This window comes from Pseudomonas congelans, from assembly GCF_900103225.1.
Lineage (GTDB): Bacteria > Pseudomonadota > Gammaproteobacteria > Pseudomonadales > Pseudomonadaceae > Aquipseudomonas > Aquipseudomonas congelans.
On record NZ_FNJH01000002.1, the window covers coordinates 200,416 to 220,124 of the forward strand.

Consider the following 19,709-nt stretch of genomic DNA (forward strand, 5'->3'; position numbering starts at 1 on the left):
CCAAAAAACTGATTTAACAGCTGTTTCTGGCTCAGCAGACACCGATGAGAAGCATTCTTGAAAACCGCTTGATAACGCATTCATTCCGACCAGCCCGCCAATGAAACGACACACGTTGTGCCCTGTCACAACCTTCAGCCCCCCTTTGTGAAGGAGAAAATGACATGGCAAGCGAATCGACCAATACCCCGGTTTGGCTCATCACCGGCTGCTCCACCGGCTTCGGCCGCGAACTGGCCAAACTCGTCATCGCTCGCGGCTGGCGCCTCGTCGCAACGGCCAGGGACAAGTCGCGAGTAGCAGACCTGGCCGAGGGCGCAGAAGGCCAGGTGCTGGCTGTCGACCTCGACGTCGGCAAGGCGGACCAGATACACGCCGCGGTGGCCGCCGCAAAGAAGCAGTTCGGCAGAATCGACGTACTGGTCAACAACGCAGGCTACGGTTATCAGAGCTCGATCGAAGAAGGCGAGGATGCTGAAATACGTGCCCAGTTCGACGCCAACGTGTTTGGCCTGTTCGCCATTACCCGCGCGGTGCTGCCGATCATGCGTGAGCAACGCAGCGGTCACATCATCAATATCACCTCGGTCGCCGGCCTGATCGGCTTTCCGGGATCGGGCTACTACGCAGCCTCCAAGCACGCCGTCGAAGGTTTTTCCGACGCGCTGCTCGCGGAGGTCAAACCATTGGGGATTTCCGTCACGTGCGTAGAGCCGGGGCCGTTTCGTACCGACTGGGCGGGACGCTCGTTGCGCCAGACGCCATCGCGTATCGACGACTACAAGGACACCGCCGCCAAGCGTCTGGAGTCGACCAGGCAATCGAACGGAAATCAGGCCGGAGACCCGGTACGTGCCGCAGAGGCCATGATCGCATTGACACAAAAACCCGATGCGCCGCGTCATCTTGTATTGGGCAGCTGGGGATATGACGCCGTAGTGGCTGATCGTCAGGCACGCTTGAAGCAGATCGAGCAGGTTCGCGACATCAGCACCGGAGCAGACTTTCCGAAAGAGTGAGGTGCACTCGGCACCGTAAGATGATCGTACCGGCGCACGACAACGCTATGGCCGGGCCTCAAGGACCAAGGAATTACGGAACCAGATTTGAGCCTCGGCCACTCAGCCTAAAGATTTTTCCAGATTTTTAGGAGGCACTACATGCAGGTCAATCGCCCATCGGCTTTTGTTGATACGCACCCAGCCCAGGTAAATGCGGCGCAATCTGCGTCAGCCTCAAGCAGCGTAGGGGCAGCAGCGCCGTCGCGAGTCAATCTGAAAAGCCGTGTAACGCCTCGTACCGAGAATTATCTTCAGCGCCTGAGAGCGCATGGGACTTCCACGCAACGACTACTCGCCAGTTCGGCCTGCGATGCACTGGCAAAGGATCTCTTCATTCCCAATCCAGCTCGGGAAAAGCCTGTCGTTCAGTTCGGCGTCAGTGCGATTCTGGATGAGAAGAAAGGTCTGTTACTGGCCAACTTCATGCCTCATGACGACAAACTTGAACTTGAGGCGCTCGCGTTTCGAGCAGAGCGGTACTTCGAAACCGAAGCTGGCAGTATCACAAAGGTTATTTTGGAGCACGCCCGTGAATTGTCCGAAGTAAAAGCTGAAGAGCCTTCTTCTCTCCCATCTGCTACTGCAAGTCTACCGGAGCTGAAGCAGCGATCACAGGGCGATATTGCTGAAGAACAGAAGGCGTTGAAGAGAGACGTTGAACGCTTCGACAAGCAGAGTATGCAGCGCAAGATGGCAAGCAAGCTTGCTGATATGCGCGTCAATGATGGTCGCTCCAATAGCCGCATGACCGCACTACCCGTCGCCCATGTAACAATCGCAGGCGCGAGACTGCGCAAGCTGGCGACAGCGCCTTTTCAAAAGGTGTCGGACAAACAATCACAGCCACCATCGGCATCTGTACCTGCCACCACGCTTAGTACTCCGCGTGGTCTGCAATACGAATTCAGCAAGCAAGAGTTCGCAGATTTTCATGAGGAACACTGGCTCCCGGCTGAGGATGCACGTAGCGCAGGCCCGTCGGAAACGAGCAGTCTCTCTTCGTCAGAGGAAAATACACACGATGCTGATTTCGCTCCCCGACCGGATCGGAGAAATGGACAGTTTATGAGTGACAACATAAGAGCGCAGCTGGAAAGAAGTCTGGACCAGAATGTGCAGACCTCTGCCTCCCGCCGAGAGGGGCGAGTCTTTGATGAGGATCTTTTACAACAGTTATCCCAACGTATTGAGCGTGACCAGTCGCCTACTTGAAACTCTGTACTGCAGTGCCTCTTGTGTGACCTGGGAGTCGGCATGGTGGATCGTGCGGGATTCGATCCTATGGCCAATGGCCTAAAAGCCTGTCGACGCCACCGCCTCAATCATGCGTTGCCCTGGTTCGGCGGCGCACATACCGTACCAGCGCCGCAAGGGTCACCAGTGCTACCACCGCAAGGAAGATCGGCAGGCGATACGGCTTCAGGTCACCAAGTAAATGCTGTAATGCCTCTCCGGCCCAATAGCCGGCGCAGACGAACAGGGTCGCCCAGACTGCCGCACTCAGGACATTGATCAGCGCGAAACGCCAGGGCGACAGGCCACTTGCACCTATCACCATGGGCCCCACAAGGCGCATGCCGTAGAGAAAGCGAACAGCGAATACAGAGGTCGTGGGGTAACGCTGGATAAGACCCTCGACCCGCTTGATAGCAGACTGGTGACGCTTGAGTTTAGGCAGCAGGCGCTCCCCGGAATAACGTCCGGTCCAGAACAGCAACTGATCGCCGAGCATACCGCCCAACGTGGCCAAGCCGATCACTTGCAGCAATTGCAGATTGCCTTGGTGCGCAGCCATGCCGCCGAGGATCAACACTGTTTCGCCTTCCAGCAGGCAGCCCAGAAAAATCACCCAATAGCCGTAGGCGGCGATCAGCGCGTTGAGGTCTAGATGTTCGAACATGGTCTTTCCTGTACGTCTGACATCACTTGAATCCAGGCTGAAATGCCAGCTTCGTCACTTTCTTCCCACCAAATAGCGTACGCCATGTTCACCAAAGACTTCCGAGTGGGGTTCGTTGCATTCCAGATGAAAAATATCTCCAGTGCTATAGGTGAAATCACCACCGGATTTATGGATCACCAGACTACCGTGCAGAACCAGCGCCATCGCCTCGAAGTTGTGGGCATGCGAGTCCAGCGTACCCAACGCTTCGCGCTCAACCTCAACGACGGTGCCGAATCCTTCGACAGCAAGCAGTTGCAAAAAAGCCTCTTTTTCCATTTCTACTTTTCCTGAATCTTTTGAATGGGGTGGTGAACCGAATCGACGCTCGGAATCACAGCACCGGGACCACCCATCACAACAATGAATACAGCCTCGCAAAACTCAAAGACGCCGAGGCTATAGATCAGCCCGAGGGCGCAACATTCAATAAGTTTGCCAGCCCTTCCGGGCATGGCTGCGAACAGAGCGATCTCTATCAGGACGGACTCGGGTGCCTGCAGGCTGTTGACGAGCACAACGAGGCATTGGGACGCTCAGAGAGAGCAGTAGAAGCACACAGGCGCTCAGGTGGCCAATGTGAAGGCGTTACTTGACTTGATAGTACGAGGTAAACACGCTTGCATTCGAACGGGTTTCCGGCAGCACGTACACCACGCCATTGGTGCCGCTGAAAGCCGGGCTGACATGGCTGAGGTAAAAGTCCGCCGGTATGTTGATGCAGCCGTAAGAGATGCGTTTGTCCTGAAGACGGGACGACGCCAGACGCTCGGCCCGGTGCTCTTTCGGGTTGCTGGTCACCACCGGGTGCATTGCGATAGCGTTTTGATAATCCACCCAGAGAATTTCTTCACCCTTCAGATTGGGGGCCAGTGACGCCACAAAGCGCCCTGCCGGGGTGGTGCGTTCATGGGGGAGAATGCTGGATAACTTACGTTGCCCGATGCCCGGCACAGAGTCATCGCCAACGGCCAGCCCCAACAGCGCCGAGGCCGAGCCACCCAGCCGACCAAGGGCATCGAACACCAGCACCCGGGCCTGCATTTTGTCGATGATGATGAACGGCATACCCTGATTGTCACCCGAGTCCACAACCCAGTTGGCGGTATCGCGCGCCTGCGGCGACACTTCAGTGTTCCTGAAGTCTGCCCGCCGGGACGAAGCGCCCGACTGGCTTGCCGGTGCAGAAACAGTGTTGGCGGGAACCCCTGCAGCCAGCGCCGGCAAGTGAAAAGTACACGCAACGATCAAAAGCCCCAGGCTGGCGAGGTTCGATGCCGCCCGTGCCGTCTTCGGTGCGCGGTCAGGTCTGGCCCTGGACAAAAGGTTCAAGGCATTACTCCTTTCAGGACTCATGACAGGCCGGCCCGGCCGGGAGCCAGCACCTTGGTGCTGACAACCCGTCGCGGCGCCGGGATTCAGTTACGTTCTTGCCTGGGCAAGTAAACCGGGGCCTTGTAGGGGTAAGGTATTTGCTGGGTGTTGGCCTTGGCCGGATCGCCGATCGAGTCCTTGACCTGAATTGGCAGAACGGGCGTAACTTGCGCCAATTGGCTGGCAGGCATATTGATCCCGGCCCCCACTACCGTGAGCGCGGCCATGGACGGTATATAGGCACGTCCATTGTGTGGGCCGCGGCCCTCTGACGGGTTGCCGGGCTGGGCTGGACTGCCGGGATTGCTCGGGTTGCCTGGATTGGCCGGGTTGCCTGGGTCGTTCGGATTGCCTGTATTGCCGATATCAGGAGTTTTTGCGCCCAGGTATTGGTCCACAGGCACGCCCGGTAGAGTAGCGGCCACTGCCAGCCCCGGTATGCCGCTGCTCGGAAGTGTCGAATCCGTGGCACTCGGATTTGGAGCCGTGGAGCCAACCGGCGTTGAAACCGGAGTCGTCCCTCCCGGCAGGGTGTTCACCGGCGGCGTCGCGCCCGGTACTGTTGTCACCGGAAGCGTTGTATCCGGCACCGTCGTTGCCGGTGACGTCGTGTCTGGCGTTGTACCTGGCACAGTCGTGCCTGGCGTTGTACCCGGCGACGTCGATCCTGGCACTGTCGTGCCTGGCGTTGTACCCGGCGACGTCGACCCTGGCACTGTCGTGCCTGGCGTTGTACCCGGCGACGTCGACCCTGGCACAGTTGTGACGGGCGGTGTGGTGGCAGGTGGTGTGGTGGCAGGCCGTGCCGCGATCAAAAAGTTACCCGGGGCGTAAGTGATGGTGTAGTTGGCCCGGTTGAACGTTCCTCCGGTGGCATTGCTGGCGTTGATCAGGTAAGGACTGCCGGTCGCGCTGGCGCTCGCCGCGGTGCCGAGGCTTGTCAGCGTGGCGCTGCCAACGGTCTCGCCATTGACCAGTCCGGAGGAGGTGAACGCCGAACTCGGGATCACCAGCGTATCGCCTTCGGTCTTGCTGGCGTCGTTGGCCTTGATGGCCAATGGGGCGGGCGTGATGTTCGCCAGGGTAGTACCGGACCCTGGAGTACTGGCAGCAGCCGTCACATAGCTGAACGGCGCAAACAAGGCATACAGCCCCCTGTCGGCCCCGCCCAGGGAGTAACTGTTGTACGTCACTGTTTTACCGGTGCCCACGTTCGCCGTATCGAAGGTAGCCGTTCCGCCCTGGGCCACGACGCCAGGCGGGTTCCTGCGCAACGACAATATCGCCGCGTTGTTGCCGTCATAAACCTTGTTGTCAGCCTGCAGGTAAGTCCACATGAACGGCTTCAGCGTCGCGCCACCGGTCAGGGTGAAGTTGCCGGTGAAATCCGTTGGCACTGTGTAGCTGGTCGGCGCGTAGTAAATATTGACGGTGGACAGCGTCCCGGTCACCACGGCCTTGGCTGCGAAGCTGACAGTCCCCTGGTCCAGGCCGTCATTGGCGGCCACCAGCAATACGTTGCCGTTGGTCACGGTAAGCACTTGGTTGAGCCTGACATCCTTGCCCGCGACCATCGTGACATTGCCACCGTTACCACCGGCTTGCGTCGCGTTGATGGCTGCATTCTGATTGACATCACGTACGGCGAGCAGCTTCAGGTTGCCACCAGTCGTGGTGATGGGCGCACTCACCTGGATATCGCGAGCGGCACTCAGGGTCAGGGTGGTCGTAGCTGTCCACGTCACAGGGTCCTGGACCAGAATATCGCCGTTACCCGCTCCTGCAGGACTGGAAATGAGCACGTCACTGGTAACCAGGTTGTTCGAGAGCGTGGTGCCGGAGATATTTCCCGTGCTCGATATCACATAGTCCTGGGGGTCGATCAACCAGGTGCCCGTCTTGCCAGCGGGCGCCAAGGTAGTCACTTTCGTGCCGCTGGCGACATTGACGTGTGCCGCGGAAGTTTCGACAAAACCTCCGGAGCCACCATTGGGCGCGCTGGCATCGAGGGTACCGGCCAGATTCACGGTGCCGCTCTGCATGTCACCCATCAGCATGATGGTGCCGTTGTGATTTTCCAGGGTCTGGGCCCGAACCACGCCGGTGTTGTTCACGCTGGACGGTAACAGGCTGTTCGCCGACTGAGCAGTCATCAGCACGCGGCCTCCGTCGGCCTGGATCAGCCCGCCGTTCTGCACCAGAGCATCCACCGCGCCCTTGTTGACCGCCACATTGAGCAGTCCGTCACCCGCCACATCCAGGGTGAACGCGTTGCCGGCCGCCAGGGCAACCGTGCCGAGTTGCGCCTGAATCACACCTTGGTTGCTGACATTGGCACCAAGCAGCGCCACAGATCCACCTTTGGCGTTAATTGTGCCGTGATTGACCACACTGCCGGCACCGGTGCCCTCGAAATTGTATTGCCCAGCCATGAAATCGCTGTCGCTGATGTTGCGCGTGGAGCCCACCAGGCCGCCAACATTGACCGACGCGCCCTGGCCGAAAACGATACCGTTGGGGTTGACCAGAAATACTTTGCCGTTGGCATTCAGGCTACCCAGAATGCTTGAAGGGTCCGCGCCCAGTACCCGGTTGAGGGCCGTGGCGCTGCCATTGGGCTGCACGAAATTGACCGACTCGCCGGTTCCGATATTGAAACTCTGCCAGTTGATCGCGGCATTCTGGCTGGACTGGGTAATGGTGGTAGTGCCGCCGCCCGAACCGATGGTGGCGCTGCCCGCCGAAACAGCCCCGCCAACGGGAAGCGCATAGGCGCCGCCTGAGCTCGCGAACAGGATGGCAGCCGCCAGCAGTTGCAGCGTGAAAGGCAAAGGACCAAAGGCGACGACGGTGCCGGCCTTGGCATGTCGGCTTGAGAGGGAATGGGTATTCATGAGGTTTACCTACTTGATTCAGGCATGGCTTACGTGGGGTTCGCTGCGGTTACCGAGGCTGTGATCAAAAATACTTGACCACCTGGACCCAGAAGCGGCCGTTCGAATCCGGAGCCGAGGTAGCCGTTTCGCCACCCAGCTTTTGCGCGTAGTAGGTCTTCACGGAATAGTTATTGAAGTCGAACCAGTTGATGCCTACCCCCGCCCCGCTCAGGGTTCGAGTCCGGTCCGAGTTATCCCAGCGATTTTCATTGAGCGTGACCGTACCGGTATCGACGAAGCTGACCAGTTGCACTTGCCCCATCCCCGAAAAAGGCGGCAGCAGGTATCGGGCTTCCACGGTCGCCAGGTAACCTTCGTCACCGAAAGCTTCGCCCTGAGGGTAGGCCCGCACGCCGTCGATGCCGCCCAGATACATCTTTTCCGAGATATCCAGATTCTTGGAAGCCACCTGGCCATTGACGGCGCCATACAGCGAGAACGCATCGGTGATGCGCTGCAAGCGCATGGCGCTGAAACCCAGCTTGTCGTAGTGCCCATTACTGCGCGCGGTGAGCCCGTCTGCCGAGCGCGCTTCACGGGTTTCGATATCCAGGTTGCCTGTCGACCACGTCAGGGAGCCGGCGGTCAGTCCGCCGCCGCCGAAGTCATCGCGATGATCCCCACGCAGGGTAGTCATCAGTACCGCGACGTTGCGCTCGACATGCGACGACACCAGGTCGATGCGGTCGTCGAACGTCTTGTAATCCACGCCCATCTGCACATACAGGTTGGTGCGGCGTGAACGCAGCAGCGGGTAGCTGCCGTAGACACTGGCAATGTCCGCCGTGCCATTACCGTGCAGCTCGCTGAACTCTCGACCCAGCTTGTAATCCAGTCGGCTGTAGGCAACGCCTGCGGTCGCCTGGCCAAACTGCATCTGGTAGGCGGCGCGGGCATAGTCCAGACCGTCGAAACTGGAAAGCGCGCGCATTGAGGCCACGTCGCCCTGCCCGGCCAGATTATTGATATTCAGGGTCCCACCCAGACGGTACTGGCCTGTGTAGCGATTGCCGCCGTTGTCGGCATCGATGCTGCCGGTTACTTGTTGTCCAGGCGTCACATCGACAATCAGGTCAGCCGCGCCCACCGATGCGCCGGGCACCAGGGTTGAGCGTACTTCGACGCCGGGCGTGTCCGAGAGCAACAGCAAATCACGTTCCAGGGCACTGGAATGGATGGCGTCGGCGCTGTGCAGATCGTCCACCGCGCCATTGGCCAACCGGTCGGAAAGAGAGCTCTGGTTGCGTACCGTTATGGCCCCGTACTGGCCTTCGATGATCGCAATAGTGACGGCACCGTTCTTGATTTCCTGGGCCGGCAAGTACGCCTGGGCAACGAAATAGCCCTTCTGGTGATAAAAGTCGGCAATCTTCGCAGCCATGGTCTGCAACTGGCCCAGGCTCAGTTCCTGGCCCGGCACGAAGCCGGTCAGGCTCAGTAACTGTGCTTCGGAATAAAGACGATGACCCGTCAGATGCAACGCACTGACTTTTAACCGGGCGCTGTCGGAAGCGGGAACTGCAGGTGCCTGGGAATGCTCGACACTCATGTGCGGAGGCACTTTTTCCAGTGTGGGAGCAACGGGGATCTGTTGGATCTGGCTCCCGGCACTCGGCACAAGCGATGCCGCATATACGCCCTGGCTCAAGGTCAAAACCACGCACGCCACAAACTTCTTCTGCACAATAATTCTCTCGGTATTTTTAACTACGGGTCTATCTATTGATACAAGAGTCCTGTGGCGTCACAGGCTCGGTGCTTTCTACATCAACTTTTATGCGCAACCGTAAATTGACAGATGCCCTCTAAGCTCATCTAAAAGCGCATCTAAAGGATTGAAGCTTTCAGTAGGTCTGCAACGCTCACACCGACGTTGACCCACAACCATGCTGTTTGTCTGCGATGAGTTCACCACACACAACTCCGGCTACAGAACGGACCGTAAATTGAGAGTTTTACAAAATGCGCACGCTCAGCGATCAGAAACAAGGGTTCAAGCCAAGCCACGACGATGGGCGTCGGGGTCGACTCAATCCGGATATTTCCATGCTTGATATAGCGAGTTAGAAACGGCGCCCAAGAAATTCACCTTGGTCACCACAGTTTATGCTTACCCTTTCTTTTAGCAAGGATCAAAAAGCCACTATAGGTACTAATACCTATCAAGAAACGGGAAACCGGTTATGACACTTAAATGACGGGACCATGAAATAATAGCGTCCAGCCCATGATGAGTTCGGTAATAGTACTCGCCCCCATTTTCTGCATAACCCGCGCTCGGTGAATATCCACGGTTTTCTTGCTATTACCCAACTGAGTGGCTATTTCCTGACTGGTCATAGCAGCCAGCATCAGATCCATTACTTCGCGCTCTCGTGACGTCAGGCTTTCCAGCCGTAGCCGATAATCGTCGACCAGAGCGCGACGGGCGAAAACGGTTTGCGCCTGGAGGGAAATCTTTTCCAGCGTTTTCAGCAACTGATCGCCGTCGAAAGGTTTCTGCAGAAAACCAATCGCCCCTGCCCGGGTTATATGAATGGCGGACTCGATCGTCGCGTGAGCGGTCATGACAATGACGACCACGTTGAATTTGCGCCGCACGATCTCATCCAGCAACGCCTCGCCGCGCATTCCAGGCATTACCAGATCGAGCATCACGCAGCCGGCCAGGCCGTCGTAAGCCTGTAAAAAAGCTGTGCCGCTATTATGGGACTGCACCGGGTAGCCTGCTGGCGTCAGCAGTTGGCACAGCAGGTCGCGGGTGTCTAAGTCATCGTCGACGACATGGACGGTTACAGGAGCGCTGGCATTATTGAAGGTGTTCTGCTTGATCATGTGCACAGCCCAGAAGAGCCAAGCACGGACTCGGACCCATGCCGGTCCTGTCTTGGTGGCCGGATACTAAACCCAAAGCGAGTCCGAGGTGCAAATAAACATCTATCCATCTGGATGGCGGTCCACCGTTCACCGATTGCAGGCCGACCGGCAGGCGCCATTCATGATTTAAAGCCCGATACGGTCAATAGAGTTTGAAAACGGCGCTAGCGTCCGCGCCATGAACTGGATCGAAGTGTTGGTAGTAGAGGAATTTGCCACTGCGAAAAGGACAGTAATCACTTCGGCCTGATTCTGGCTCAGCGTGTTTGAAATGCTCTACCGAAAGGGGTTCCAGGTCACCATGTTGCTATGCCTGAGACAGGCGGAGCTCGCTGGATCAGGAAAAAAGCTCAAAGCCGCTATCCGACCATGACAATCCGCAAGGCAAAAAAAAACCTGGAAATCCGCATTTTCATGGGCCTTCCAGATTTTCGAAATGGTGGGTCGTGTGGGATTCGAACCTACGACCAATTGGTTAAAAGCCAATTGGTCGTAACGCTGAGGCAGGACCCCGCTTGAGATCGTTCAGTATCCCAAACCGCAGTCTCTAATGTCCCCATTAGAGGCTTTAAATCATGTACATAACCTCGCTTTTGTCCACCAAAGGTGGTGTCGGTAAAACCACTTTGGCTGCCAACATCGGCGGCTTCTGCGCCGACGCCGGCTTGAGGGTCCTCCTCATCGACATGGACCCTGTACAGCCTTCACTGTCCTCCTATTACCCAATGGCACAGGAAGTCAGCGGCGGCATATTCGACCTCATCGCACATAACCTGACTGATCCAGAGCGAATCATATCGAGGACAAGCATCCCGAACCTGTCCTTGATCTTGTCGAACGACCCTAACAACCAGTTGATTAGCCTCCTGCTTCAGGCTGCGGATGGTCGTCTGCGATTGGCTTCTCTGCTGAAAGCTTTCGAGGGTCAGTTCGACCTGATTCTCATTGATACCCAGGGCGCACGAAGCGTCATGTTGGAGATGGTGGTTTTAGCGTCAGATCTTGCTGTATCCCCGTTGCCACCGAACATGCTCAGCGCCCGCGAGTTTAACCGTGGGACGTTGCAAATGCTTGAAGGACTGCGTCCTTACTCGAGGCTTGGACTGCACGTCCCTCCAATCAAGGTTGTAGTCAACTGCCTCGACCAGACCGTTGACGCTCGCGGGATTCATGACGCCATCAGAAAGACCTTCGCGGACAACATGGAAGTCGATGTCCTCAACAGCACAGTTCCTGCTTCAGTAATTTTCCGCGAGGGATCTACAGCAGGCATGTCGGCACATCGGCTCGAATACAAAAAACCTTCCAATCGACGCGCGCCTAGCGCGCTACAGGTCATTCGAGAGCTTGTGGTTGAGCTTTTTCCGCAGTGGACCGACCGTTTCGAGGCGATGACTGAATCCGCCGTAGAGGCCCTGGTAAAAGGGGGTCAATGAGATGGCAAAGACAAATCTCACGGAAGCTTCCGGCATTACTCCTCAGTTGATGCAGAAGCTCAACGAGCAGTACGACTCATCACAACTGCGCGCCGCTCAGACCAAGCTTACGAACACGTCACGTGAGCTCCGCAATTTAAGCTCCGGCCATAAGATGGGCCGCGGCTTGATTAGTCGACTGGGTGATTACTTGAGCGTGGAACAGCGTGAACTGCTCTCACAGGCCGCGCAGTTCCTTGAATCAGTGAACTCTCATGTCGAGCATGCCAAGGAAAAACGTGTACGCGACGAGAAAGCGGTTAAACGTCGGCAGGAGGCTCGGAACGCAAGAGCGAAACTACTGATTGCGGCCACATATCCCCTGCCCACTGAGAGCCTGGACCAGAAACTTGAGCTCCTGAAAACGGCGCTGTTATTCAACCGCATCGGCGCATATGACAGTTTCTACTCCGCAGTCGAGCTTAATAGCGAGATCCGAAGCACCTTACTGACGCCGTTCAGCAGACTGATAGGTTGGGGAAGCCTGACCGCTTACCGACTCAGTTGCCTAGACTCGCTTCGTATCCGGCTCGTTGAGGCACTGACTAATGACATCTCTTACGACGATGGATCTGAGGTCGAGGATCGGCTAGCCGCTCTGCAGTCAAAAGTCCGTGATGCGAATGCTAAAGCCGCGCTCACAACTGAAGAACATGAAACCCTCAGACTCTGGAAAGAGGCTCTGGCAGTTGAGGCAGTACCGGAGGTACGGCCATGAGCATTGACCGCCGACGGATAATCGACAAAGTCATCAAATGCTTCGCACTGGCACGTTCTGCGGGTGCCTCTCCTAATGAAGCGGAGACAGCCCTGCGGCAAGGCCGCAAGCTTATGGAGCAGTACCAGCTAGAAGAGCTTGAGGTGGACGCCCACCTCGCACGTGAGGCGTCAGTATCTGCCGGCACAAAGCGAGCGCCAGCGAGTTGGCTGCACAGCCTGGCGGGCACGTGCGCGAGCGCTTTCGACTGCGATTGTTTTGCTTTCCCCTCACGGCCTGGAGACTGGCATTTCAAGTTCGTCGGGTTGGGTGTGTCGCCCGATCTGGCGTGCTATGCCTATTCCGCGCTTCATCTGCAGCTTGTTTCGGCGCGTCGTCAGCACGTATCGCAGCTCAAACGCTGCAATCCAACCACCAAAAGACGACGTGGACGGATTTTTGCCGAAGCATGGATCAATGCAGTGGCCAGCAACGTTTACAAGTTCGCTGGGCGACAAAACGCTGAAACTCAACAAGCGATAAGCGCTTACCTCAGCCTGCACCACCCTACCTTGGTCGAAAAAGATCTTGAGCCCACCTATGTTAAGGGCCACGACCTGAGATCTCAACATCAGGGCTGGATGCAAGGTTCTACAGCGGCATTGCACAGAGGCGTCGATCAGCACTCTCCGTCCCCGGCAAGAATCGGGAGGGCTTGATGGACATTTCTCATATGGCACCTCCCCACTCCGTGGAAGCCGAACAAGCTGTGCTTGGCGGACTGATGCTTGATAACGAGTCTTGGGACCTGATCGCAGACCGTATCAAAGCCGATGATTTCTACCGGGCCGAGCACCGTCTGATATTCCAGAGCATTGCTGGGCTGGCTGAATCGAACAGGCCATTTGACGTGGTCACGGTTTCCGACTCCATTGCAGCAATAGATGCTGCTGGGGGCTTGGCTTATCTCAGTGAGCTCGCCAAAAACACCCCTTCTGTGGCCAACATCAAGGCTTATGCAGAAACAGTGAGTAACCGAGCTCATCTACGCCGGATTATTTCACACGGCTATGCATGTACCCGGGAGGCTTCAGATCCTCAAGCGAATGCGTCTGAGGTTCAGGACGTCATCGAGCAGCAACTTTTTGCTTTGGGGCAAGGACGGCAGACTTCCGACTTCGTGGACGTCAACCAGATGCTTATGCAGGTGGTCGACAAGATCGATCTTCGCTTCAACGCTGGGGAGTCGGTCGTTGGATTGCCCACAGGGCTTTCCGATCTTGATGAATTGACGGGCGGACTACAACCAGCCGATCTGATCATCATTGCGGCCAGACCCTCCATGGGCAAAACCAGCCTGGCGCTCAACTTGGTAGACGCTGCGCTTCAAAAAGATGCTCAGGCCACTGTTCAGGTCTACAGCCTCGAGATGCCGGCAGAGGCGATCATTTACAGGCTCATCTCGATCCTGGGGCACCTGAACCTGGAGAAGTTGATACGCGGGCAGTTGGAGGATGAGGACTGGCCGAAGCTCGCGATGGCAGTGCAAAAGATCAACTCGTATGGCGATCGCCTTGTAATTGATGATCAAGCTGACCTCACTCCCTCGGCAATCCGTGCGCGGGCTCGCAGAGGCGCACGGCGTTTCGGAAAGCCAGTCCTGATATTGATCGATTATCTGCAAATGATGAAATGTCCAGGTAAAGAAAATCGGACAAATGAAATCAGTGAGATATCTCGGTCACTCAAGGCTTTGGCCAAAGAGTTCGACTGTCCTGTCGTGGCGCTCTCTCAGCTCAACAGAGAACTTGAGCGGCGTCCGAACAAGCGACCTATCAATGCAGACCTCCGTGAGTCGGGCGCGCTTGAGCAAGACGCTGACCTGATTCTGTTCGTATATCGGGACGAGGTTTACAACCCCGACAGCGAGCAAAAAGGGGTCGCCGAACTCATTCTCAGCAAGCATCGAAACGGCGCGCTCGGCACCGTCCGAACGGCCTTCATCCCCCAACACACCCGTTTCGAAAACCTCTCGGCCGCCGCATGGCAAGGAGCTCGATCATGAGCGCGCGCAATAAACCTCTTTGCATAACTCATGAGTGTCGCTCTTGCGGCCACCACCACCCTTTCACTGCGGTCATGCCAGCAGGAAAACGTGCGCCCGAGTGCCCTTCGTGCCACAGCGGTGAAGTCGTCGAACTGGAGCTGGTGCACCCACAGTGGAGCGTTGTGGCCTCCAGTAAGGCACCAGACAGCAAGGAGTACACCGTCGTGTTCCGCATGAGCCCAGGTACTTCCAGAAAAGCCTTCATGAAAAAACTCACTGACACCTTTGTCGACCACGAGGTTGAAATCCTAGAGATCCAGTCGGGTGACAAGCTCGGCGGATCGGGAGGCCAGTGACATGCAGCTATATCACACCACTGAAGAAGATTTGCCGGTCCAGTCGGACCGGGAAAAAGAGCGCCTCCGGAGCGATATCGAGAAGGCGATGGCTGATTACTTAAGTCGTGGGGGCGCTATCAATCAGGTTGAAGCCAGCAAGCGCTCGAATGACAGCTCATTCATTATCAACTGTGAAAAAACCGCACAGTTGAAGGCGGATACCAGCGCTCGTGGGCGGAAAAAAACAAACGATCTGACCGACACAGAGCTGGCGCGACTGCTGAAAGCCCACTGCACAGCAGGGGCATCACTGGCGTCCGCCGCTGCGACGCTCAATCAAACGCGGAAGCGTTGTGAAGCCATAGCTCGTCGCTATCAGATCCCCTTCCGCTCTGCTGCTTTTACAAAAGCGAGGGCGCGGTCATGAGCAATACATCTACGTCTCTTCGAGGCAGGAAAAAGTCCCTGCAGGACTTGGCTGACTTCGCCATCTCACAGGGATGGGCAGTGCATCGCACTCATGGTGGGCATATCAAGTTCACCAAAGGTGGATGTTCACCCATCTTCACTTCTTTCACACCCAGCGACCACAGGGCCGGCCTCAATGCTCGCGCTCAATTGCGCCGCGCACAAAACCAACGCCAGATTGGAGATCGCCATGCTGAATAACGAAGCTGTGAATATTCGTGAGGACGACAAAGACGAGAAATTCGTCATCCGCCTACCTACCGGAATGAGGGGCCGGGTCCGTGGGGCTGCGAAAGCAAACCATCGCTCGATGAACTCAGAAATCATAAGCCGTATTGAAGCGACGCTCCGTCACGAGCAGGAGATTGCGAGGCTTACGGCTGTGATCGATGTGCTGCTCAAAGGCGGAACACCGACCAGCAACGTCATCCAACTTCCTGAGGCGGGCCAATAATCATGGCTGGCAAACTGACTGCAGATGAAATCTCGGGCAAGTTGTTACAAGGCTCATTCAGTCGTTCTGGCCCGACGGTTGATCAACTGCCGGACCCGATTGTAGATACGCCCATGGTTCTTACCCTGGACGAGATGAAAGCCTTCGAGCAAAACCCTCGCACCGTAACCAATGCGAAGTACAAGGAGATCAAAGACTCCATCAGGCAGCGCGGCTTGGATCACCGCCCTACAGTAACGCGTCGACCTGGCGAAATTAAATTCACCATCAACAACGGCGGCAATACACGTCTGCAGATTCTTCGTGAGCTGTACAGCGAAACCGGCGAAGACCGTTTCTATCGGCACAATGTTCTGTTTCGGCCCTGGGACTCAGCACGTGGGGAGATTATCGCTCTCACAGGTCACCTTTCGGAAAACGATCTTCGCGGTTCTCTGATGTTCATCGAAAGGGCGGTGGGCATAGAAAATGCTCGTGCCATTTATGAGAAAGAAGCCGGTGAGTCCATATCTCAGAGGGAGCTGGTTCGAAGGCTAAGTGCCGACGGCTATCCGGTTTCCCAGTCACATATCAGCAAGATGCAGGATACGGTTCGCTGCCTTCTTCCAGTAATACCCAGTGCGCTTTATTCAGGGTTAGGAAAACCTCAGATCGAGCGTCTCCTTTCGCTACGCAAGGCTGCTGGCCAGACCTGGCTCACGCATACAGAGGGGAAAGAACACATCCCTGACTTCGAAGGTTTGTTCCAGGACGTACTTTCGCTGTTCGATGGAGATGCAAGCGAGTTTGTATACGAGCGGGTTCAGGATGAGCTGATCAGTCACATGCAGTCGGGAACGGGGCTATCTTACGAGCAGCTCCTGCTCACACTGAGTGAAAATCAGAACCAAGCACGGCGTTCATCTGTGATCGACACGCCAGTGAGTTTGACGCCAGCTCAACAGCCTCGACCTGACGGTCTTCCGCCTGAGGGTGACGATCCGGGTATCGATCAGCAACAGGAACCAGGCATTCAGGCTCCCCCACCTGAGGCTGACAAAACCAAGGGCAAACAGGACGTCTCACCGAAGTCCTCAAAAAACGAAGCTGACAAGCCGCCGCCTCAGGCTCCTGAACTCACCGAGGAGGAGCGCGCAGCAAGGCTTGCCGGGCATATCGTTAGCCCGATATCCACCACTGAACGTGTGCAGGATGTAAAGCGGCAGTTGGCAGCCCTCGATGGGGAAAATCTGCCCGACTTCAAGACAAATGCGCTGATTTCGATACCCGTTCAAGCGGGTGGGTTACATCCTATCTCTGACGTCTGGTACATCGAACGTATCCTCGATCAGCCGGATGAATTGCGGCAGGTAATCGCTCAGCTCGCCCGGGAAATCGCCCACCTGTCAGGCATCAATCCAGACAGCGTGATTGATGTACCAGGTGGTTTGGGCTTCCTCTGCCAAGACCCTCCTGAAGATGTAGACCTCAGCGATCTGGCCAATAACGTACTGACCCTTCTCCAGTCGATTAGTGGCGTATACGCAATTGCCTTGATCAAAGAGTCCACCGAGCAACCACTGGATGTGTCCGAGTTTCAGTTCACCGCCGCGCTGGCCCAGTTGCTGTTAGGTAGCCCGAGATACGAAGACCGTGAAGCAATTCTCCAGGGACGCTTGGACGATACCTGCATCGTGAAGCTTTTCCGACTCATTCGCCTCGGCCGACGGCTGGTGGAGCTGGAGATGGGAAGCGTCAGCGTGGTTCAGACCCCATGAGGTTTTTTTCCGACGTTGTGAGACAGGAGTTTGGTCATGTCGAAAAAACATAACCCCCTCAACGAAGCCATGGTCGCGCAAATTCTGCATCACTTGCGCAACGGTGAAGTGAGACGTTGCCTTGATATGGGACTGGACCCAGAAATTCTGGCACTGCTCCAGCATCCCTCATCACAAAGTGTGTTGCTTAACTCTGCAGTTATCTGGTGCCGGGTGGCAGTTGATCCGGACATGGTGAAGCGTCTGCTGGCAAACAAGGAGCGCACTGATCAGGAAAACCGAATCGTGCAGCGCGCGCTTCGTTTGGGGGCGACGACCCCAATGCTGCAGGAGTTCTTCGGCATGTCTCCCCAAGAAGTTTCCTTGCAACGGGTACTGGTAGGTGTTCCTGGACGCCCTGGGCGATTCAGAGACATTCCCGATGACGCACCTCTGTGGCATAGGTTTGTGCAGTTGATGGAAGAGTACAACGTGGATCATACGGATGGTGTCGCATTACTTGATATCGCGATGATGCTGACGGAGGAGGTAAACGTCCCTCCTGAAGAGCCCCACATCGTGCCTCCGGATCAGATCACCCTGGGCCTCGTCTGGAACAAGATTCAAGGATGGCTGGCTCAGGACCTATACCCGACTGGCAAGAAGCGTAAATCGGCAAGCCTCGTAATGCTGGGGGAGTCTCGGCAACAGTCGAAAGCAAACGCTAATCGGAGCCGGCCGGGTCAAAGCCAGGCGAACAAGCCCGTGGGCAAGGTAGAAGGCGACCGGATGTGATAAGGATGAACCGGCGCCCTTCTCTGGGGGGAGCCATTAATGCCGCTGCCGGGGCTCTACAAAATCATCTGCTGCTCCAGCAATTAAAGCTGGCCCAACAGCAGAGCTCTGGCTCAGATAATAGAAAGTCGGTTGCTGGCTCAGATGCTGAGGAGACACTCGACGGTATCGTTTTCAGTGGAAATCCACATGAGACGGTGCCGCGAAGCCTCCTGCTTGATGATCGACTTTCACCGCTTGAGCGCAATGCTTGGCAAGTCTTCAGATTGCTTATTAACGCAGATGGCATCACAGCCTTTCCGACTTATGAACAACTTCGTCCCTACCTTGGCTCCGTCCCAGGAAAATTCGCATCCAGAGAGACTGTAGCGAAGGCTCTGACAGTGCTTCGCTTGACGCGCTGGCTTAGTCTTGGACGCCGAGTAAGAGACTCTCTGAGCGGTCGAATGCAGGGAAACGTCTACATCCTGCATGACGAACCGGTCGGGTGTGTTGAGGCTATGGAGCTTGATCGCGACTACCTGTTGCTTGTAGGCCATTCCCTCGAGCATGCAAATAAAGCTGTCAGGACCGTGGCAGATTTGGCATTCAAAGAATTCGCAGCCGACCCTAATCAATCGACAGGTGTGCTGCCCACGCGACTTGATGTCATTGAGGGTAGATGGCGTAGTCAGGGTTGGCATGATGCACCGAATGCCGTGGATCGCGAAGAAAACCAGCCTGAGTTCGGAATCCGAACTCAGCAAGAAAGCCGGCCCTCAGCACTGAGTTCGGATTCCGAACTCAGTAAAATCAGTGAGAAAGCGAATCTCGATAGACCGAGTTCGGAATCCGAACTCAGTCTAAAATCAGCGTCATACGGCACAGTTCGGATTCCGAACTCATATAGTACGTATACGAATACAAATACATCTGTATGTAAAAGCTCTGTACCGCGCGAGGCTGTGAGCGCTCCAGTCGATCTACCTCCAGGGTTTGAAAGGTTTACTGAGGATCAACGCTTCAGGGCGATGACCGCATTGCAGAGCGTCGAGCCGACACTGCGAGAACCGTTGCTTGATCAATGGCGCCATCGTTGCAATAGCGGTTCCGTGAAGAACCCATTCGGTTATCTATTGAGCTGCATGCAGAAAGCCCTGAGTGGGGAATTCAATGCCCAGTGGCAGGCTCCTAGAGCGTCAGCTCCAAATCCACAGGCGCACTCCCCCCAGCCGAAACATCTCAGCAACGCGCCTGATCAACCAAAGCCAACTCCCCCGCCTCCCGTCAAAAAAGTCTCGCCGCAAGATCGTGACGAGTCTTCACTGGCTGCCGGGCGCAGCTCAATGATGGACATCAAGCGGATAATTCGACCGAGATCACAGGGTTGAACAGATCAGCTGAATGCTGCAATCAATGCAAGCACTGTGATTCCACTGGCATCACTTCAAGCATCGACCGAGGTGATTCCCCGGGAATCACTTCCAGCACCGAACGGGGTGATTCCACTGGAATCACTTTGAGCACCGA

General features: G+C 56.3%; 19 protein-coding genes. 13 read left to right on the forward strand and 6 right to left on the reverse strand.

Annotated elements, in window-relative coordinates:
- Positions 1 to 164: 164 nt before the first annotated feature.
- Together BLR20_RS07810 and BLR20_RS07815 are read left to right on the forward strand one after the other, a co-directional pair.
- Complete coding sequence (locus BLR20_RS07810) at positions 165 to 1,019, forward strand: oxidoreductase (RefSeq protein WP_054993116.1); 855 nt, start codon at positions 165 to 167, stop codon at positions 1,017 to 1,019.
- Positions 1,020 to 1,160: 141 nt separating this feature from the next.
- Complete coding sequence (locus tag BLR20_RS07815) at positions 1,161 to 2,273, forward strand: hypothetical protein (protein WP_054993117.1); 1,113 nt, start codon at positions 1,161 to 1,163, stop codon at positions 2,271 to 2,273.
- A gap of 106 nt (positions 2,274 to 2,379) precedes the next feature.
- On the opposite strand, the gene BLR20_RS07820 is transcribed toward BLR20_RS07815, so the two are convergent.
- From BLR20_RS07820 to BLR20_RS28060, 6 genes are all read right to left on the reverse strand, one after another.
- Complete coding sequence (locus BLR20_RS07820; protein WP_010432182.1) at positions 2,380 to 2,961, reverse strand: DedA family protein; 582 nt, start codon at positions 2,959 to 2,961, stop codon at positions 2,380 to 2,382.
- A 54-nt stretch (positions 2,962 to 3,015) separates the two neighbouring features.
- On the reverse strand, positions 3,016 to 3,282 hold the full coding sequence (locus BLR20_RS07825) for a cupin domain-containing protein (protein WP_010432184.1): 267 nt from the start codon (positions 3,280 to 3,282) through the stop codon (positions 3,016 to 3,018).
- A 309-nt stretch (positions 3,283 to 3,591) separates the two neighbouring features.
- A complete protein-coding gene (locus tag BLR20_RS07835) occupies positions 3,592 to 4,335 on the reverse strand; it encodes a hypothetical protein (RefSeq protein ID WP_187625241.1) in 744 nt (247 codons plus the stop codon).
- Between the two features lie 86 nt (positions 4,336 to 4,421).
- Entirely contained in the window at positions 4,422 to 7,271 is a 2,850-nt protein-coding gene (locus tag BLR20_RS07840) for a two-partner secretion domain-containing protein (protein ID WP_054993119.1), read from the reverse strand.
- A gap of 64 nt (positions 7,272 to 7,335) precedes the next feature.
- Entirely contained in the window at positions 7,336 to 8,862 is a 1,527-nt protein-coding gene (locus BLR20_RS07845; RefSeq protein WP_082429572.1) for a ShlB/FhaC/HecB family hemolysin secretion/activation protein, read from the reverse strand.
- Positions 8,863 to 9,503: 641 nt separating this feature from the next.
- The gene (locus tag BLR20_RS28060) at positions 9,504 to 10,148 is read right to left on the reverse strand and encodes a response regulator transcription factor (protein ID WP_010432199.1); all 645 of its coding nucleotides are present in this window, start codon (positions 10,146 to 10,148) and stop codon (positions 9,504 to 9,506) included.
- Between the two features lie 617 nt (positions 10,149 to 10,765).
- On the opposite strand from BLR20_RS28060, the gene BLR20_RS07860 reads away from it, so the two are divergent.
- From BLR20_RS07860 to BLR20_RS07910, 11 genes are read left to right on the forward strand one after another with little or no spacing between them, the layout of a single operon-like run.
- On the forward strand, positions 10,766 to 11,626 hold the full coding sequence (locus BLR20_RS07860; RefSeq protein WP_044311760.1) for a ParA family protein: 861 nt from the start codon (positions 10,766 to 10,768) through the stop codon (positions 11,624 to 11,626).
- Position 11,627: 1 nt separating this feature from the next.
- On the forward strand, positions 11,628 to 12,383 hold the full coding sequence (locus BLR20_RS07865; protein WP_054993121.1) for a hypothetical protein: 756 nt from the start codon (positions 11,628 to 11,630) through the stop codon (positions 12,381 to 12,383).
- The gene (locus BLR20_RS07870) at positions 12,380 to 13,081 is read left to right on the forward strand and encodes a DUF2786 domain-containing protein (protein ID WP_044311762.1); all 702 of its coding nucleotides are present in this window, start codon (positions 12,380 to 12,382) and stop codon (positions 13,079 to 13,081) included. Before BLR20_RS07865 ends, BLR20_RS07870 begins: the two co-directional genes overlap by 4 nt.
- The gene (dnaB, locus tag BLR20_RS07875) at positions 13,081 to 14,427 is read left to right on the forward strand and encodes a replicative DNA helicase (RefSeq protein WP_044311763.1); all 1,347 of its coding nucleotides are present in this window, start codon (positions 13,081 to 13,083) and stop codon (positions 14,425 to 14,427) included. Before BLR20_RS07870 ends, dnaB begins: the two co-directional genes overlap by 1 nt.
- On the forward strand, positions 14,424 to 14,765 hold the full coding sequence (locus BLR20_RS07880) for an FmdB family zinc ribbon protein (protein ID WP_044311764.1): 342 nt from the start codon (positions 14,424 to 14,426) through the stop codon (positions 14,763 to 14,765). The genes dnaB and BLR20_RS07880 overlap by 4 nt, the downstream gene beginning before the upstream one ends.
- A gap of 1 nt (position 14,766) precedes the next feature.
- Entirely contained in the window at positions 14,767 to 15,174 is a 408-nt protein-coding gene (locus tag BLR20_RS07885; RefSeq protein WP_044311765.1) for a hypothetical protein, read from the forward strand.
- A complete protein-coding gene (locus tag BLR20_RS28065; RefSeq protein WP_044312017.1) occupies positions 15,171 to 15,416 on the forward strand; it encodes a hypothetical protein in 246 nt (81 codons plus the stop codon). Before BLR20_RS07885 ends, BLR20_RS28065 begins: the two co-directional genes overlap by 4 nt.
- A complete protein-coding gene (locus tag BLR20_RS07895) occupies positions 15,406 to 15,669 on the forward strand; it encodes an Arc family DNA-binding protein (RefSeq protein WP_011267076.1) in 264 nt (87 codons plus the stop codon). The genes BLR20_RS28065 and BLR20_RS07895 overlap by 11 nt, the downstream gene beginning before the upstream one ends.
- 2 nt (positions 15,670 to 15,671) lie before the next feature.
- Complete coding sequence (locus tag BLR20_RS07900) at positions 15,672 to 17,426, forward strand: ParB family protein (protein ID WP_044311767.1); 1,755 nt, start codon at positions 15,672 to 15,674, stop codon at positions 17,424 to 17,426.
- Between the two features lie 36 nt (positions 17,427 to 17,462).
- Positions 17,463 to 18,200, forward strand: a complete 738-nt coding sequence (locus tag BLR20_RS07905) for a DUF2857 domain-containing protein (RefSeq protein ID WP_003317582.1) — start codon at positions 17,463 to 17,465, stop codon at positions 18,198 to 18,200.
- Positions 18,201 to 18,205: 5 nt separating this feature from the next.
- Entirely contained in the window at positions 18,206 to 19,570 is a 1,365-nt protein-coding gene (locus BLR20_RS07910) for an STY4528 family pathogenicity island replication protein (RefSeq protein WP_162235652.1), read from the forward strand.
- Positions 19,571 to 19,709: the final 139 nt, after the last annotated feature.

Excerpts from the sequence above, each read along its gene's own strand:
- BLR20_RS07880 (WP_044311764.1), top strand. The coding sequence starts at position 14,424 with ATGAGCGCGCGCAATAAACCTCTTTGCATAACTCATGAGTGTCGCTCT.
- BLR20_RS07905 (WP_003317582.1), top strand. The coding sequence starts at position 17,463 with ATGTCGAAAAAACATAACCCCCTCAACGAAGCCATGGTCGCGCAAATT.
- BLR20_RS07895 (WP_011267076.1), top strand. The coding sequence starts at position 15,406 with ATGCTGAATAACGAAGCTGTGAATATTCGTGAGGACGACAAAGACGAG.
- BLR20_RS07860 (WP_044311760.1), top strand. The coding sequence starts at position 10,766 with ATGTACATAACCTCGCTTTTGTCCACCAAAGGTGGTGTCGGTAAAACC.
- BLR20_RS07825 (WP_010432184.1), bottom strand. The coding sequence starts at position 3,282 with ATGGAAAAAGAGGCTTTTTTGCAACTGCTTGCTGTCGAAGGATTCGGC.
- BLR20_RS07845 (WP_082429572.1), bottom strand. The coding sequence starts at position 8,862 with ATGAGTGTCGAGCATTCCCAGGCACCTGCAGTTCCCGCTTCCGACAGC.
- BLR20_RS07865 (WP_054993121.1), top strand. The coding sequence starts at position 11,628 with ATGGCAAAGACAAATCTCACGGAAGCTTCCGGCATTACTCCTCAGTTG.
- BLR20_RS07885 (WP_044311765.1), top strand. The coding sequence starts at position 14,767 with ATGCAGCTATATCACACCACTGAAGAAGATTTGCCGGTCCAGTCGGAC.
- BLR20_RS07815 (WP_054993117.1), top strand. The coding sequence starts at position 1,161 with ATGCAGGTCAATCGCCCATCGGCTTTTGTTGATACGCACCCAGCCCAG.
- BLR20_RS07900 (WP_044311767.1), top strand. The coding sequence starts at position 15,672 with ATGGCTGGCAAACTGACTGCAGATGAAATCTCGGGCAAGTTGTTACAA.
- BLR20_RS07910 (WP_162235652.1), top strand. The coding sequence starts at position 18,206 with ATGAACCGGCGCCCTTCTCTGGGGGGAGCCATTAATGCCGCTGCCGGG.
- dnaB (WP_044311763.1), top strand. The coding sequence starts at position 13,081 with ATGGACATTTCTCATATGGCACCTCCCCACTCCGTGGAAGCCGAACAA.
- BLR20_RS28065 (WP_044312017.1), top strand. The coding sequence starts at position 15,171 with ATGAGCAATACATCTACGTCTCTTCGAGGCAGGAAAAAGTCCCTGCAG.
- BLR20_RS28060 (WP_010432199.1), bottom strand. The coding sequence starts at position 10,148 with ATGATCAAGCAGAACACCTTCAATAATGCCAGCGCTCCTGTAACCGTC.
- BLR20_RS07810 (WP_054993116.1), top strand. The coding sequence starts at position 165 with ATGGCAAGCGAATCGACCAATACCCCGGTTTGGCTCATCACCGGCTGC.
- BLR20_RS07840 (WP_054993119.1), bottom strand. The coding sequence starts at position 7,271 with ATGAATACCCATTCCCTCTCAAGCCGACATGCCAAGGCCGGCACCGTC.
- BLR20_RS07820 (WP_010432182.1), bottom strand. The coding sequence starts at position 2,961 with ATGTTCGAACATCTAGACCTCAACGCGCTGATCGCCGCCTACGGCTAT.
- BLR20_RS07870 (WP_044311762.1), top strand. The coding sequence starts at position 12,380 with ATGAGCATTGACCGCCGACGGATAATCGACAAAGTCATCAAATGCTTC.